Origin of the sequence: Thioalkalivibrio sp. ALE14 (assembly GCF_000376845.1) — a bacterium.
Classification (GTDB): Bacteria; Pseudomonadota; Gammaproteobacteria; order Ectothiorhodospirales; family Ectothiorhodospiraceae; genus Thioalkalivibrio.
In genome coordinates this window covers 85,145-98,169 of record NZ_AQXY01000023.1, presented here as the reverse complement: position 1 = coordinate 98,169, position 13,025 = coordinate 85,145, and the positions used below count along the sequence as shown (strand labels likewise).

Here is a 13,025-nt window from a genome sequence, read left to right as displayed (position 1 = left end):
GGGGAGGACGAACCGCGTCACGCGATCAGGGACATGGACCTCGCCCATGCCCCAGGGTTCGGATCGCCCGGGTTCGGGGCGCTCAGTCGTTCGGGCCGGGGACCAGGACCTCGCGATTCCCGTTCGACTGCACCGGGCTGACCAGACCGGCGGCTTCCATGTCCTCGACCATGCGCGCGGCGCGGTTGTAGCCGATCTTCAGCCGCCGCTGGACGAACGAGATCGAGGCCTTGCGCGACTCGATGACCACCTGGACCGCCTGGTCGTACAGTGGGTCCGACTCGCTCTCGCCCCCGTCCGGCGATTCCAGCCCGGGGATGCTGGCCGCACCCGCCTCCGGCTCGTCGAGGATGGCCTCGTTGTAGTCCGGCTCGCCGGTGGATTTCAGGTACTCGACCACCTGGTGCACCTCGTTGTCGCCAACGAAGGCCCCGTGCACGCGCTCGGGCATGGCCTTGCCGGGCGGGAGGTAGAGCATGTCGCCGTGGCCCAGCAGGTGTTCCGCGCCCATCTGGTCGAGGATGGTGCGCGAGTCCACGCGCGAGGAAACCTGGAAGGCGATGCGGGTCGGGATGTTCGCCTTGATCAGGCCGGTGATCACGTCCACCGACGGGCGCTGGGTGGCCAGGATCAGGTGGATGCCGGCGGCACGGGCCTTCTGTGCCAGGCGCGCGATCAGCTCCTCGACCTTCTTGCCGACCACCATGATCATGTCGGCAAACTCGTCGACCACGATCACGATAAACGGCAGCGGCTCCAGCTCCGGCGCCTCGGTCTCGGTAATCGCTTCCTCGGGCTTGAACAGCGGATCCTTCAGGGGCTCGCCGGCGGCCTGGGCATCACGCACCTTCTTGTTGTAGCCGCCGATGTTGCGCACGCCCATTGCCGACATCAGCTTGTAGCGGCGTTCCATCTCCGCCACCGCCCAACGCAGGGCGTTGGAGGCGTCCTTCATGTCGGTCACGACCTCGCACAGCAGATGCGGGATGCCCTCGTACACGGACAGCTCCAGCATCTTCGGGTCGATCAGGATCAGCCGTACCTCGTCCGGAGTCGCCTTGTACAGCAGCGACAGCAGCATGGCGTTCACGCCCACCGATTTGCCGGAACCAGTCGTCCCGGCCACCAGCAGGTGCGGCATCTTCGCCAGATCCGCCATCACCGGGGCACCGCCGATATCCTTGCCCAGCGCCATGGTCAGCGGCGACTTGTTCGAATCGAACAGGTCGGAGCGCAGGATCTCGGAGAGCGCCACGATCTCGCGATTCTCGTTCGGGATCTCCAGGCCCACCGTGGACTTGCCCGGGATCACCTCGACGATGCGCACCGCCATCACCGACAGCGAACGCGCCAGGTCCGTGGAGAGCCCGGAGATGCGCGAGGCCTTCACCCCGGCGGCGGGCTGCAACTCGAAGCGGGTGATCACCGGGCCCGGCTGCACCGCGACCACTTCGACCTCCACGCCGAAATCCTTGAGCTTGAGTTCCACCAGCCGCGACAGCGCCTGCAGGGACTCCTCCGAGAAACCTTCGGGCGGCGGCGGCGGCTCGTCGAGCAACGACAGCGGCGGGTGCGGATCGGCCCCGCTGCCCTCGGTGAACAGCGGGACCTGCTTCTCCTTCTGCACGCGCGGGCTGGGCGGCGGCGTCTCGATGCGCGGCTCTACCCGCGAGGGCGGCCGCTTCTCGGTGCGCTTGCGTTCCTTTTCCACGCGGGTCTCGCGCTCGGCCCGCTCACGGGCACCAATGCGCCGGTCGCGCGCCGAATCGATCGCCGCACGGGCGCGTTCCCAGGCGCGCACGGCCAGCTGGCCGAGCCGGTCCATCAGCAGGAACCAGGACAGCCCGGTGAACAGCGTCACCCCCGCGAGGAACAGGGCCAGCAGGACCAGCGTACCGCCCACCAGGCTGAGTCCGGCGACCGCCCAGCCGCCAAACAGATCGCCGAGGATGCCGCCGGCATGCACCGGCATCCCGCCGGGCATCAGGTGGAGCGCAGCCAGCGCCGAGCCGGCGATCAGCGCCACGATCAGCGCCAGACCGCGCACGGTGAGCTCCATGGGGCTGGCAATCTGCGCCTCGCGGCGATGCCGGAACAGCCACCAGCCAATGCCGGCGACCGCCAGCGGGATCAGGTAGGCCAGGTAGCCGAGCAGATGGAAGGCGATATCCGCAAACCAGGCCCCGGTGGTGCCGCCCAGGTTACGCAGGCTCTCGCCATCCCCGGTGGTCGACCAGGCCGCATCCCCCGGGTGATAGCTCGCCAGCGCCACCAGCAAGTAAAGCGCCAGCATGCCGAAGATCAGCAGCGCACCCTCGCGCAGGCCACGCAGTAGCTGCCCACTCAGGCTCGGCGGACCCACCGGCTCGGCGGCCTTGCCGCCCTTGGTGCCCTTGCCTCCGGATTTGGCCTTGCTTGCGGCCATGCGCTCCCCACTGGTCCGGCCCGCGGCGCGGGCATCTCGAATCACGCCGCAGTTTACCGGTTAACGCATTCTTCGTGGGGCCAGGCCGGCCCAGCCCGAGAACCAGGTCCGGTGCGGCCATCTCCCGCCAGGCTGCTTCCGCCCGGCAAGCCCGGACATCGTGGGAGCGGGCTTGCCCGCGAAGCCCCCGCCCGAGCCGCCAGAGAAACAGCCCCCTCAGTCCCGCCGATACCCCCATACGGCGAACACCGGGTCCGCATGATCCAGCCGCCCGGCATAGGGATCATCCGCCGGCCGCGGCAGACCGCGCAGGGAAAAGGTCGCGAGATCCGCAAAACCGGCACGCAGGAACAGGTCGAGCACCAGCCCCATGCGCTCGAAGTCGTACAGGCGCTCCCAGACCGCAATCGCCTTGGTCGGGAAGCAGCGATCGGAGAACGTCACCACTAACACCCCACCCGGGCGCAGCACCTCGCGTACCGCGCGGAACACCGCCTCGGGCTGCGTCAGATACTCGACCGAAGCGGTACAGACCACCGCGTCGAAGCTTGCGGGCGCATACGGCAACCCGGGGCGATCGTTCAGGTCCTGCACCAGCGCGGATGCCAGGCGCGGATTGTCCGCCAGCTCCTGCGCGTTCATGCCCAGCCCGAGCACCGCTTCCGGCGTCTCCAACCCGTCCAGGTGCGACGCCCAGCTACTCATCAGATCCAGCACCCGTGCGCCCGCCGGGATGCAGGCGGCATACAGCGCGGCGATCTCGGCGCGCGCGGTCGCGTCCAGGTGGTGCACCCGGCGCGGTTCGGCATAGAACGCCGCATCGCGCTCCGGGTCCTCGCGCTCCAGCGCCCCGTCGGTCCAGAAGTCGGTCGGCCGGCCGCGCCAGCGCGCCTGCATCCCTGGCCCGCGGGCCGTCAGCAGCCGGGCGACATCCACCGAGCGGTCGTCATCCCGCCCGTGGTCGTGGCACGCCATGACCCGCGCCTGCAGCCGCAGCTCGTGCCCGGCCAGTGGATGGTTCAGGTCGGCCACCAGGCGGTCATCCTCCAGCGACCCGACCCGGAACAGTTCGCGAGCCCCGGCCTCGATCCCCGCTTGGCCGGCAATGAACGCACGTGGGTAGAAACGTCCCGCAAGGGGCTCCACCCGGCGGTGCCGGCGCAGGCCGCGATTAAACGCTGACGCCGGGAGCTCGAGCACGCCGGCCGCCTCCTCATGCGGGACCAGGGCCTCGGCGGTCTCGCGGGAGGCCTCATGCCCCTGCCCCACACCCAGCCCGCGCAGGGCGGCACCGAGATCGCCCGGCCAGCGGTCCCGTTCCGGCTCCAGCCACGGCAGGAACAGGCACTCCCGGTGACGGCCCTCGGCACTCACCCAGTCGAGCGTAAACCCGACATCCAGGGCCTCCGACGATTCCCCGGCGGGCGCATCGATCGACGCCGGTCCGGCAAACGGGTTGTACACATAGCCTCCTTTCGCGCGATCCAGGCGACGTGGCACGCCGGAATCCCCCGGACACGGGGATCGGGGCTCGAGTTTCTGCATCCGGCACCGCCCGTGCGCTTCCCGAGGAAGATTGCCATACTGCAGGCATCGAAACCCGGCGGGGCGCGGAATTCCCCGCTGCAAGACATCCGATCGGGAGAACGGCATGGCGGAAACGTTTCTGGTGGCCATCATCGACCAGGATCGCGAGGAGCAGGCCCTGGCCATCGCCGCCGAGGAAGGTGGCGCGGACGGGACGGTGATGCACGGCTCGGGCCTCGGCTTCCCCGATCACATGACCTTTCTCGGCGTGACCTACCAGGGCCGGGAATCCGTCTGCATCTGGGAACTGGACGAGGAACGCGCCGAGCGCATCGCCCACCGCCTGAATCTGGAACTGGACCTGCTGCAGCCATACAACGGCCTGGCCTTCACCCTGAACGCGCAGGCCCTGACCGGCATGCAGTTTGCCGGCCGCGCCGCACAACCCTGAACGCGAGGAAGCCCATGCAATTCGTACTGCTTGCCGCAGTGGTGCCACGCAACCAGGCCGACCGCGCCATAGAAACCGCCCGCCGCGAGGGCGCGGCCGGGCTGACCCTGCTGGAAGGCCAGGGCATTGCCCAGCTGCGCCGATCACCCATCATGGACCTGAAGGACTCCGCGGCGCGCAACGTACTGCTGATGGTCCTGGAAACCAGCCTGGCCGCGCGGCTGCTGCAACGGCTGGACAAAGAACTCAAGTTGGGCGAGGTGGGAAACGGCTTTGCCTTTACCCTGCCAATCAAGGACATCGCCGGGATCAAACCCGAGCAGATCGAACACCTGCGCAAGACCCTGGACCAGGGCGATCCGAAGCAACCGGGCTAACGGTTTCGTTTTTGGGCGCGACGCCCGCGCAGGGCCCGCCACCAGCCGTACCAAGGCAGGGTCAGCCCATCGCCTCCAGCCCCGTGACGCATGAACGCCAGACCGGCCTGCGTCACCCGCCCGACGTCATCCACCTCGCGCACGATCAGGTCCGCGGTGCCGAAGCTCACCCGGTCACCCACAATCGGCTCACCCGGCATCTCCCGCGCCAGATATTCGCCAATCGTTAGCTGCGCATCCGCCACCTCGCATGACACTCCATACATCTCGCACAGATCCGCCAGGCGCTTTTCTGGGTGTAACGGAAGCTCGCCAAAGAACTCCGAGTCGTCGTGGCCCGGGATGCGCGGGCTGGCAAACAATCGGTCCAGCAAGGGCACGTACTCGGGCACCACAAAGATGTAGACATAGTCTCCCGGCGTCAGATGGCCCGCCTGCTGATAACGGACCGAACGGCCCTCACGCACGACCAGCGACGGGCGAGCCCAGCGTGGCAGGCGCGCCCCGCGCAGCACCGGACTACCCTCGATCACGCGGTATACCGCCAACTCGTGCCGTGGACTGCCGGGCAACTCCAGCTGCACCCGCTCCACCGGACCCACCTCCGGTGGCACCACCAGCCCGAGCCGCTCGGCTACCGGGCGAATGGTCCAGCCCTGCACCAGCAGCGACACCAGCACCATCATGAAGACGATATTGAAGAACATCTCGCCGCCCTCGACACCGGCCACCATCGGCAGGATCGCCAGGAGGATCGACACCGCCCCACGCAACCCCACCCAGGACACAAATGCCGTGCTGCGCCAGTCCTGGCGAAACGGGAGCAGACACAGCCAGACCGCCACGGGGCGCGCGACCAGAATCAGCACCAGCCCCAGCCCCAGTGCCGGGAGTGCCAGCGACGGAAACTCCGAGGGCGTGGCCAGCAGGCCCAGGATCAGGAACATGCTGATCTGCGCCAGCCAGGTCAGTCCCTCCTGCTGCCGGTGCAGCCTGGCGGCCCCGCGAAGCGTCCGGTTGCCCGCCACGATCCCTGCCACGTAGGCCGCCAGAAAGCCACTGCCCCCGAGCCAGCCAGTAGCCGCGAACAGGGTGACGGCCCCGGCCACGACGGCGATCGGATAGAGCCCTTCGTCCAGCGGCAAGCGATTGACCAGTTCCACCAGCAGATAACCGCCCACGACTCCGATCAGCAGACCCAATCCCATCTGCAGCAGAAATTCCGTCGCGAACAGCGTGGCCAAACCGCCCACCGTGGTGCCGGACAGGATCCACTCGATGAAAACCACGGTGAGGAAGATCGCCATCGGATCGTTGGAACCCGACTCGACTTCCAGGATCGAACGCACGCGTCGGTTGATCTTCACGCCACCCACGCGCAGCAGGAAGAACACCGCCGCGGCATCGGTAGAACTGATCAGCGCCCCCAGCAGCAGCGCATAGGGCCAGGGCAGGTCCAGCAACCAGTGGGCGGCCACCGCCAGCAGCAATGTGGTCAGGGCAACCCCAACCGTCGCCAGCACGATGGCCGGGCCTGCCGCCCGGCGCAACGTGCGCAGCCGGGTACCAAAACCCGAGTCGAACAGGATCACGGCCAGCGCCAGGCTGCCGATCAGGAACGCAACGTTAGGGTCGTCGAACTCGAGCCCGAGACCGTCCTCGCCCGCGAGCAGGCCGATCCCCAGAAACACGAGCAGTAGTGGCGCACCCAGCCGGAACGACAGCACCGACGTGAGTACCGAGACCACGATCAGGCCGGCCCCGATCAGGATGAGCGGAAATATCCAGTCCATCGAACCCCTTTCAAGCGGCTTGCACCGCAGCCGTCACGAACCCATGGACCGCCTAGCGCCAGGGCGGCTCCACGCCCTCGACGCGGTATTCGCGGCGCAGGGCGCGCAGCAGGCTGAAGCAGCAGAAGACCAGGATGATCGCGACCGGCAGCCCGGCGGTCAGCGAGCCGGTCTGCAGGCTGTCCAGCGCGCGTTCGCCGCCGACGATCAGCAGGGTCGCGGCGACCGCACCCTCGGTAATGCCCCAGATCACACGCTGGCGCTTGGGCGAGTGCTTCGACCCGCGCGAGATCAGCGCATCCACCACGTAGGTGCCCGAAGCCGAGGAGGTGATGAAATAGGTCGCGATCAGCAGCGTGGCGATCCCGGAAGCGAGGGTCGTCCACGGCAGCTGCGCCAGGGTTGCATAGAGGGCTACGGTGGTGTCCTCGGCGACCGCAGCGGCGATGCCCGCGCCTTCATCGAACAGCTCCATGTGCAGCGCGGTCCCGCCGAAGATCGCCATCCAGGCGAACACGAACAGCGTGGGCAGGGCGAGCACGCCGACGATGAACTCGCGGATGGTGCGCCCGCGCGAGATGCGCGCGATGAAGATGCCGACGAACGGCGACCAGGCGATCCACCACGCCCAGTAGAACATGGTCCAGTCCTTCTGCCACTGCGAACCGCCGATGGCGTCGGTGTGCAGGCTGAGCTGGATGATCTGCTGCAGATAGCCGCCGGTGGAGTCGAGGAAGAAGCGCAGGATGAACAGCGTCGGCCCGGCGATCAGCACGAACAGCATGAAGCTGATCGCCAGCACCAGGTTGAACACGCTGACCCACTTCAGCCCGCGGTCCAGCCCGGAGATCACCGACAGCACCGCCACCGCGGTGATCGCGGTGATAATGCCCACCTGCCACCAGTGCGAGACCGGCATGTCGACCAGCACATTCAGCCCGGTATTGAGCTGCATCGCCCCGAACCCCAGCGAGGTCGCCAGCCCGAACAGGGTGCCGAACACCGCGAGGATGTCGATCACATGCCCGATCGGGCCGTAGATGCGGTCCCCCAGCAGCGGATAGAAGATCGAACGGATGGTCAGCGGCAGACGGTGGCGAAAGCTGAAATAGGCGACCGACAGCCCCAGCACCACGTACACCGCCCAGGCGTGCAGGCCCCAGTGGAAGAAGGTGTAGACCATCGCCTGGCGCGCGGCCGCGTCGGTCTCGCCATCGCCGGTCGGCGGGTGCTGGTAGTGCAGGATCGGCTCGGCCACGCTCCAGAACACGAGGCCGATCCCCATGCCGGCGGAGAACAGCATCGCGAACCAGGCGGCAAAGCCGAACTCCGGCCGGTCATCCGGCTGCCCCAGCCGGATCACGCCGTAGCGGCTGAAGCCCAGCCAGATCAGAAAGCCGAGGAAGAAGGTCACCACCAGCAGGTAGCCCCAGCCGAGATACTCGGTGATGAAGCCGTGGATGCTGGCGAACACCTCGCTGGCGGTTGCGGGGAAGATCACCCCGAAGGCGACGAACACCACGACCATGATCGCGGAGGCGGTGAACACCGTCGGGTTCACCGTGGCAAAGAAGGCCTCCGGGCGGTAGTCACTCATGCCGCGGCCTCCCTGCGGGCGGAATCAGGCCGGATCATCGGGATCCGCGCCCTCGTCCGCGGAGCACAGCGCCCCGGTGAGATCCGCCTCGTCCAGCACATGCCCCTCGGCCACGGCATCGAACTGGGTGCGGGTCGCCCCCGCCTCCAGCTCCAGCTCGGCATCCAGCGCCAGCAGGCGGAAGCGGTAGTGATGACAGCCCTCCGGCGGCACCGGGCCGAGATAGCCGACCTTGCCGAAGGCATCCATCCCCACGCGCCCCTCGCGGGGCAGGTGCAGGGCATCCACGCAATGCGTATCCGGCGGCAGGTTCCAGACCAGCCAGTGAGTGACCTCCCCCAGCGGCGAATCCAGGTCCTCCAGGATCAGCGCGAGGCTGCGCGCGCCCGCCGGCACCTCGCGGATCTCCAGTTGCGGCAGCTCGTTGGCATCCCGCGCCGAGACCTCGACCGGCATCCGTTCTCCGTCAGCAAACGCCGGACTGCTCAATCGCATGGCCCGCATCCTCCTCCATAACCCGGTTACAGGCTCGCCCGCGGCCGAGGGCGGGTCAAGCCGTGCGTCGGACAATCCGGGGCCGGATTGATCGGGATCAAGCCCGGACACTTTGACTGCCCATCGCACCCGCGTCCCGCGTACACTTCTCCCCATGACACAACTGACCTTTCAGGGGGCGACCGGCGAGGTCACCGGATCGCGTTATCTCCTCGAGACCGACGACGCCCGCATCCTGCTGGAATGCGGCATGTATCAGGGCAACAGCGATGCGGACGAGGCGAACCGCGCCCCGCTTGTGGAACTGGCGGAAAGCCTCGATGCGGTCGTGCTGTCGCACGGGCACCTCGACCACTCGGGGCTCCTGCCCAAGCTGGTGCGCGATGGCTACCGCGGCCCGATCTACTGCACGCCGGGCACCGAGGAGCTGCTCGAGATCATGCTCGAGGATGCCGCGTTCGTAATGAGCAAGGACATCGAGTGGGAGAACAAGTGGCGCCGGCGTGCGGACAAGCCGCTGCTGGAGCCGGTGTACGACATCGATGATGTCGCCACCACCCTCGGGCTGTGCGAGGCCGTGCCCTACGGGAAGGCACGCAAGATCGCGGGCGGCATCGGCCTGACCTTCCGCGATGCCGGGCATATCCTCGGCTCCGCGATCGTGGACCTGATCGTGCCGTCCGGCGGTCGCGACCGGCACCTGGTGTTCTCGGGCGATCTCGGTAATGCCGACGCCGTGCTGATGCACGAGCCCGCACGCCCGGAACACGCCGACCACGTGCTGCTGGAGAGCACCTACGGCGACCGCGACCACCGCCCGATGGAGGAGACGGTCGAGGAGTTCGCGCAGGTGCTGGCCGAGGCCGACAAGAGCGGCGGCAACGTGCTGATCCCGGCCTTCGCGGTCGGCCGCACCCAGGAGGTCCTATACCACCTGAGCATGCTGCACCACGCCGGGCGCCTGCCGCAGCAAAAGGTCTTCCTCGACAGCCCGATGGCGATCAAGGTCACCGAGCTGTACGCCCGCCTGCGCCGCACGCTGGACCCGGAGGACATGGACCGGCTGCACCAGGCCGCGAATGGGGATCCGGCGGCCTACCTGCCCGGGCTGCAGGTCTGTCGCACGGTGGAAGAATCCATGGCGATCAACCGCATCACCGGCGGCGCGATCATCATCGCCGGCTCCGGCATGTGCAATGGCGGGCGCATTCGTCACCACATGAAATACAACCTGTGGCGGCGCGAGGCGCATCTGGTGATCGTCGGCTTCCAGGCCGCCGGCACGCTCGGGCGGCGTCTGGTGGACGGCGCCGAGAAGGTCAAGCTGCTGGGCGACGAGGTCGCGGTGAACGCCAAGATCCATACCCTGGGCGGCTTTTCCGCTCACGCCGGGCGCAGCCAGCTGCTCGACTGGGCACGCGGCTTTCAGGACCAGCCGGTGTTCCATCTGGTTCACGGCGAGCCGGAGGCGCGCGAGGCCCTGGCCGCCGGCCTGCGTGACGAGCTGGGGGCCGAGGCGCATGTGCCCGCCTTCGGCGAGACCATCACCCTGTAACGCCGCATCCCCACAGCTGCGATGCCGGAGGCCGAAGCCGTCAGCACCTACGCCCTGATCGCCGGCTTCCTCGGCGGTCTCGGGCTGTTCCTGCTCGGGATGACCCTGTTGACCGACGGCCTGAAGACCGCCGGCGGCAAGGCGTTGCAGCATATCCTCGGGCAATGGACCCGCACCCGGCCGCGCGCCCTCGCCTCGGGCATGGGCGTGACCGCCCTGGTGCAGTCCTCCAGTGCGGTCACGGTCGCCACCATCGGCTTCGCCAATGCCGGCCTCCTGACACTCGGCCAGTCGGTCTGGGTGATCTTCGGCTCCAACGTCGGCACCACCATGACCGGCTGGCTGGTCGCCCTGATTGGCTTCAATATCCGCATCGAGGCCTTCGCGCTGCCGGCAATCGGGATCGGCGCCCTGCTCTACCTGTTCATGAAGGCCGCGCGACCGCGCTATCTGGGCCTGGCCCTGGCCGGCTTCGGGTTGCTGTTCTTCGGGATCGACGTGCTGCGCGAGGCCTTCGAGGGGCTCAGCGCGACCTTCGACCTCGGCGCGCTGGCGCGCCCCGGCTTCCTCGGGCTGGTCATCATGGTCGGGATCGGTGCGCTGCTGACCGTGCTGATGCAGAGCTCCTCGGCCTCCATGGCCATGGCCCTGACCGCCGCGATGAGCGGCGCGGTCCCGCTGGAGGCGGCCGCCGCGGCCGTGATTGGTGCCAACCTCGGCACCACGGTCAAGGCGCTGCTGGTCGTGATCGGCGCGACCCCGAACGCCAAGCGCGTCGCCGCGGCCCATGTGATCTTCAACGGCCTGACCGCGATCGTCGCGCTGCTGATCCTGCCCTGGTTCCTGGCGGCGATCGCCTGGATCTGGGGCAGCACCGGGGAGGCCCCGGCCCCGGCGGTGCTGTTGGCCCTGTTCCATACCGCATTCAACCTGCTGGGCGTGGCCCTGATGGTCCCCGTCGCCCCGCCGATGATCCGCTGGCTGCAGGGCCGCTTCCGCACCATCGAGGAAGACATCGCGCGGCCCCGGTATCTGGACCGCAGCAGCTCCGGGGTCCCGGATCTCGCCCTGCAGTCGCTGATCCAGGAGACCGAACGCCTGGCCGACATCGGCCACTCGATGGCGCGCGAGGCCCTGCAGACTACGCCGCCGGCAGCCGGCATCCTCGACCGCCGGCGCCTGGCCGCGGAGCAGCTGACCCAGTCCATCGCGGAGTTCGCGGCGCACACGGCCAACCACCCGATGCCGGAACAGGTCGGCCATGGCATCGCCGAGGCCGTGCGCATCGCCCGCTACCACCGCGAGGTCGCCATACTGGCCGACGAGATCGCCGACCTGCGCCGCCAGTCCAGCGGCGAGGAGCGCCCGATCGTGACCGAACAACGCCGCGCCTGGCAGGAACAGGCGATACGCGCCCTGGACCTGTGCAATCTGGAGGCGGACGATGGCGAGAATGGCCATGATCTGGCCGCCGCCGAGGCCGTGGACACGGTGGAAACCGCCTACGCCGAACTGAAGGCCGCCCTGCTGCGCGAGGGCACCTTCGGCTCGCTGAGCATGGCCGAGATGGAACGCCAGCTGCGGATCATCAGCATGGCGCGGCGCCTGGTCACCCAGGCGGCCAAGGCGCGTCACCACACCGAGGCGCTGAAGGACCAGATCCGGGGGCTGCGGAAGACCCTGGCAAGGGAGAACGCATGATCGACCGGGACACGCTGCAGGACGCGATCGCGAGCCACCGGGCTGAGGCCCTGACCTTTGACGGGCTGGAATACGCCCGGCTGCTGGAACCGGTGAACCACTACCCGCGCGGCTCCGTGGTGCTGCCGGACGGCTCGGTGGTGCCCGGCTACCCGGCCATTGGGCGGATCCAGTCACTGGAGGCCGGATTGCCGCGCCAGTTCGAGCAGCCGTTCTGGGCGGAGGAGAAGATCGACGGCTTCAACGTGCGCATCCTGCGCCGGGACGGCCGGGTCTACGCCTTTAGTCGGGGTGGCTTTGTCTGCGCCTTCAGCACCGACCGTGTGCCCGATTTTGTGGACCTCGGGGTTTTCGACGCCGAGCCCGACTTGGTGCTGTGCGCCGAGATCGCCGGTCCCGACACCCCCTACCTGGAGGGCTCTACGCCGCGCGTTGCACGGGATGTCGGCCTGTTCGTGTTCGACCTGATGCGGCTGGGCCAGCCCGGCTTCATGCCGCAGGACGAGAAGTTCACCCTGATGGAACGCCACGCGTTGCCGCCGGCGCCGCTGCACGGGCAGTTCACCCCCGAAGACACCGAAGCCCTGGGCCAGCTGATCCGGCAGCTCGATCACGAGGGCGCCGAAGGGCTGGTGCTGAAGACCGCGGACGGGGAGCACCGCGCCAAGTACGTCACCGGCGGTTCCTGCATCAACGACATCCGTGTGTGTTCCGAGCAGCTTCTGGACCTGCCGCCGGAGTACTTCACCAACCGCCTGACGCGCCTAGCGGTTTTCCTGGCCGAACACCCCCCCGAGGACCGCGCCGGCGTGGAGCACGAACTGGGCCACGCCCTGCTCTCCGGGCTGGCCACCGCCGTGGACAAGAACCGGCGCGAGGGCCGCGTCAGCCACACCTACCGCTGTCGCTTCCGCGAACGGGCCGGGGCCCAGCGCTTCATCGACCACATGCAGGCCACCGGCGGGCGCCACGTGCGCTTCCTGCCGGATACACCGCGCCAGGAAGAAAGCGGCTACTGGCTGCTGAAGTTCGAACGCCTGTTCGATCGCATCACCGGCACCCTGGCCTCGGCCCTGGCGGGTGACCGGCAATACGACTGAGCCC

The 13,025-nt window shown here is 68.3% G+C and carries 10 protein-coding genes; 5 read left to right on the top strand and 5 right to left on the bottom strand.

The features are described from left to right. Positions 1-82: 82 nt before the first annotated feature. Together F572_RS0104250 and F572_RS0104245 are read right to left on the bottom strand one after the other, a co-directional pair. Positions 83-2,425, bottom strand: coding sequence for a DNA translocase FtsK (locus F572_RS0104250; RefSeq protein WP_017941861.1), 2,343 nt, complete (start codon positions 2,423-2,425; stop codon positions 83-85). Positions 2,426-2,641: 216 nt separating this feature from the next. Further along, a complete protein-coding gene (locus F572_RS0104245) occupies positions 2,642-3,889 on the bottom strand; it encodes a methyltransferase domain-containing protein (RefSeq protein WP_017941862.1) in 1,248 nt (415 codons plus the stop codon). Positions 3,890-4,076: 187 nt separating this feature from the next. Between F572_RS0104245 and F572_RS0104240 the strand changes: the two genes are divergently transcribed. Then, on the top strand, positions 4,077-4,403 hold the full coding sequence (locus F572_RS0104240; protein ID WP_017941863.1) for a hypothetical protein: 327 nt from the start codon (positions 4,077-4,079) through the stop codon (positions 4,401-4,403). 14 nt (positions 4,404-4,417) lie between these two features. Beyond that, on the top strand, positions 4,418-4,780 hold the full coding sequence (locus F572_RS0104235; RefSeq protein ID WP_017941864.1) for a hypothetical protein: 363 nt from the start codon (positions 4,418-4,420) through the stop codon (positions 4,778-4,780). On the opposite strand, the gene F572_RS0104230 is transcribed toward F572_RS0104235, so the two are convergent. The 3 genes from F572_RS0104230 to F572_RS0104220 are packed head-to-tail and all read right to left on the bottom strand — an operon-like array spanning position 4,777 to position 8,626. Next, a complete protein-coding gene (locus F572_RS0104230) occupies positions 4,777-6,573 on the bottom strand; it encodes a potassium/proton antiporter (RefSeq protein ID WP_017941865.1) in 1,797 nt (598 codons plus the stop codon). The genes F572_RS0104235 and F572_RS0104230 overlap by 4 nt on opposite strands. 52 nt (positions 6,574-6,625) lie before the next feature. Further along, positions 6,626-8,170, bottom strand: coding sequence for a BCCT family transporter (locus F572_RS0104225; RefSeq protein ID WP_017941866.1), 1,545 nt, complete (start codon positions 8,168-8,170; stop codon positions 6,626-6,628). Positions 8,171-8,194: 24 nt separating this feature from the next. Beyond that, entirely contained in the window at positions 8,195-8,626 is a 432-nt protein-coding gene (locus tag F572_RS0104220; protein WP_017941867.1) for a YbhB/YbcL family Raf kinase inhibitor-like protein, read from the bottom strand. A 193-nt stretch (positions 8,627-8,819) separates the two neighbouring features. Between F572_RS0104220 and F572_RS0104215 the strand changes: the two genes are divergently transcribed. Genes F572_RS0104215 through F572_RS0104205 form a run of 3 tightly spaced genes read left to right on the top strand, consistent with a single transcriptional unit; the run spans position 8,820 to position 13,021 of the window. Further along, positions 8,820-10,220 (top strand): MBL fold metallo-hydrolase RNA specificity domain-containing protein, encoded by a 1,401-nt coding sequence (locus F572_RS0104215; protein WP_017941868.1) that lies wholly within the window; start codon positions 8,820-8,822, stop codon positions 10,218-10,220. Between the two features lie 21 nt (positions 10,221-10,241). Beyond that, entirely contained in the window at positions 10,242-11,921 is a 1,680-nt protein-coding gene (locus tag F572_RS0104210) for a Na/Pi cotransporter family protein (RefSeq protein WP_017941869.1), read from the top strand. Further along, positions 11,918-13,021 (top strand): RNA ligase, encoded by a 1,104-nt coding sequence (locus F572_RS0104205; protein WP_017941870.1) that lies wholly within the window; start codon positions 11,918-11,920, stop codon positions 13,019-13,021. The genes F572_RS0104210 and F572_RS0104205 overlap by 4 nt, the downstream gene beginning before the upstream one ends. The last annotated feature ends 4 nt before the right edge of the window (positions 13,022-13,025 follow it).

Coding starts and splice junctions, on each gene's coding strand:
- F572_RS0104230 (WP_017941865.1), bottom strand. CDS start 6,573: ATGGACTGGATATTTCCGCTCATCCTGATCGGGGCCGGCCTGATCGTG.
- F572_RS0104235 (WP_017941864.1), top strand. CDS start 4,418: ATGCAATTCGTACTGCTTGCCGCAGTGGTGCCACGCAACCAGGCCGAC.
- F572_RS0104215 (WP_017941868.1), top strand. CDS start 8,820: ATGACACAACTGACCTTTCAGGGGGCGACCGGCGAGGTCACCGGATCG.
- F572_RS0104220 (WP_017941867.1), bottom strand. CDS start 8,626: ATGCCGGTCGAGGTCTCGGCGCGGGATGCCAACGAGCTGCCGCAACTG.
- F572_RS0104205 (WP_017941870.1), top strand. CDS start 11,918: ATGATCGACCGGGACACGCTGCAGGACGCGATCGCGAGCCACCGGGCT.
- F572_RS0104225 (WP_017941866.1), bottom strand. CDS start 8,170: ATGAGTGACTACCGCCCGGAGGCCTTCTTTGCCACGGTGAACCCGACG.
- F572_RS0104210 (WP_017941869.1), top strand. CDS start 10,242: ATGCCGGAGGCCGAAGCCGTCAGCACCTACGCCCTGATCGCCGGCTTC.
- F572_RS0104250 (WP_017941861.1), bottom strand. CDS start 2,425: ATGGCCGCAAGCAAGGCCAAATCCGGAGGCAAGGGCACCAAGGGCGGC.
- F572_RS0104240 (WP_017941863.1), top strand. CDS start 4,077: ATGGCGGAAACGTTTCTGGTGGCCATCATCGACCAGGATCGCGAGGAG.